We start from the raw sequence: 2348 nt of genomic DNA, 5'->3' as shown, positions 1-2348 counted from the left end.
CCTAGCTTTCTCTTACTCTATGAGCGGTGTCATTCAAAAACTGTATCCTGATGTTAATGATCAAAAAGAAGCAATGCAAAGACATTTAGAATTCTTTAATTGTACTTCTGCAACATCACCATTTATTGCTGGCGTGGCTGCTTCTATGGAAGAGAGAAAAGCAAATGATCCATCATTTGATGAGAGTTCAATTAATGCAATGAAAGCTGGTTTGATGGGGCCAATCTCAGGAATAGGTGATTCAATATTCTGGGGAAGCTTAAGAATTATCGCAAGTGGGATAGGTATTTCACTTGCAAAGCAAGGTAGTATTTTAGGTCCTATTTTATTTCTGTTAGTATTCAATGTCCCAAACGTATTGGTCAGATATTTTGGAACACTGTGGGGATATAAAGCTGGAGTCACATTTATAGAAAAAATGTCTAGTGGTTTAATGGAAAATATTACGTATGCGATAAATATTCTCGGTAATACAGTTATTGGAGGAATGGTAGCATCAATGGTAATCATTAACATCCCTGTAAAATTAACCAGCGGGAAGGATGCTCAAACTATTCAAGGCTTACTAGATTCAATGATGCCTGCACTATTACCGTTACTGATTACTTTCCTGTTTTGCAAGCTGTTAAAGAAAGACGTTAAAGTAATTTATATCTTACTAGCTATTTTGGTTGTAAGTGTTCTAGGTGCTATTTTTGGATTTTTATCTGTATAAAAGGAGAGTAAATTGATGTATTTCAAATCAGAAAATTTTGTGAACGATTACCAGAAGGTTGTAACCCAGTTTGATGATGTAGAAAAAATTGCTAAGAAGTTGCAACAAAAAAATATTACAAAACTTTATCTTATAGGTTCTGGCGGAACATATACAAAATTTGTTGATATGCGGCCAATGCTTTTTGAAAAAATTGATATTCCGTTTTTAATTGTGAGTCCAGAAGAAATGTCAGATTTATATTTGGATCAAATTGACGAAAATACATTGCTGATCGTGGGAACAAAGACTGGAGCTACTGAAGAATTGATTGATGTTTTGAAGAAGGTGAAAGAAAAAAATCCTGAAAGTTTGATATATGGATTTATTGGTGACGACGAGACAGAGTTAGATAAATTAAACTTTTTAAGCTATCGTACTAGTTCTGTGGATACAGACGTCCATTTAGTTCTTTTTGGCTGGTTCCTTCTATGTTTTACAGAGAATGATACTTCCATTTTATCTGAGTACAAAAAGGAGTTGGAATTAGTAGGAGAAAAGGTAGCTACAGAAATTTCAAGAAATGAGGCTGCTGCTATAAACTTAGTACAATCTTCAGATCCAACTCGTATGCAAATGTGGATTACATCTGGGCGATTATGGGGTGAAGCATGCTGTTTTTGTAATTACATCTTGGAAGAAATTCAATGGATTGAAGCACAAGCTATTCATTCCTCAGAATTCTTCCACGGACCTTTTGAACTGATAAGTGATGACTTTCAGGTAAATGTGGTTTTGAACTCTAGAGAAACTCGAAAACAAGATATGCGTGTAAAAAAATTTATTGATCAACACTCAACAGCTTCAAATACAATTGATATGAAAGATTTCAACCTTGACGATTTTTCAAATGATTTAGTTAAATTTATTGAGCCATGGTTGCTAAATCATTATTATGACTTGTTATTACGTATCTATGAACAAAAGACAGGAAAGTCAGCAAAAACTCGTCGATACTATCGTGTGATGGAATACTAATGAACGTTTATACTATTTTTGAGTTTCTATCGATTCATTTTCAAATCATCCACTTTCAAAACAAAAAGAAAAAATTTGTTAAATGGTTTAGTAGTGTTTTTTTAAATGATTCGATAACTCAAAAAAGTCCTAATTTTTTTTATCGGGATGAGTCAACAAAGACAATTGTTGTGAATATTACTACTCCAGAGTGGAGCGTATTTGGAGATCTTTTACAGACGCAAAAAGATAGAGAAAATTATTTGAAGAGGTTAGAGTTAATAAAACTTATCTCAATGATACTCTTCATTATACTATTGTTCCTGACTACTAGAGTTTTAAATCAAGGAAGTATTATACTGTCAATGATATTAGTTTTTTTATGTATCTCTTTTTTTATCATGGGCCTTGGCATTCCGAGAAAGTATAGTTTTTCTTCGCTTGCTACAGTCGCTAGCGCGATTTCATGTTTCTTGTCTGATGATCAGTGTTCAATTTATTTTGTTGAATCAGAAACTCAGTTGTATTCTGGGCTTCCATCGTTTATTAGAACTGAAACTATTTGGATATTTGATGATCTTTATAATGGCGACATTTTAACATGCAAATCAAAAAAATTGATGATAGAACATGTAAT

3 protein-coding genes are annotated in these 2348 nt (G+C 32.9%); all 3 read left to right on the top strand.

Annotation, left to right across the window (positions count from 1 at the left end; all coding sequences use genetic code 11):
- Positions 1–715, top strand: a 715-nt coding sequence (locus AC4J95_RS20975) for a PTS system mannose/fructose/sorbose family transporter subunit IID (RefSeq protein ID WP_494551534.1), incomplete at its 5' end; no start/stop codon positions are given.
- Positions 716–730: 15 nt separating this feature from the next.
- On the top strand, positions 731–1732 hold the full coding sequence (locus AC4J95_RS20970) for an SIS domain-containing protein (protein WP_494551533.1): 1002 nt from the start codon (positions 731–733) through the stop codon (positions 1730–1732).
- Positions 1732–2348 (top strand): hypothetical protein (locus AC4J95_RS20965; RefSeq protein ID WP_494551532.1); only part of this gene is annotated, 617 nt, incomplete at its 3' end. The genes AC4J95_RS20970 and AC4J95_RS20965, both read left to right, overlap by 1 nt.

The sequence above is a fragment of the Enterococcus sp. GPZ-007 genome, from assembly GCF_059374735.1.
Note: the sequence above shows the minus strand (reverse complement) of the source record. Positions and strands in the feature narration are given on the sequence as shown.

Excerpts from the sequence above, each read along its gene's own strand:
- AC4J95_RS20970 (WP_494551533.1), top strand. The coding sequence starts at position 731 with ATGTATTTCAAATCAGAAAATTTTGTGAACGATTACCAGAAGGTTGTA.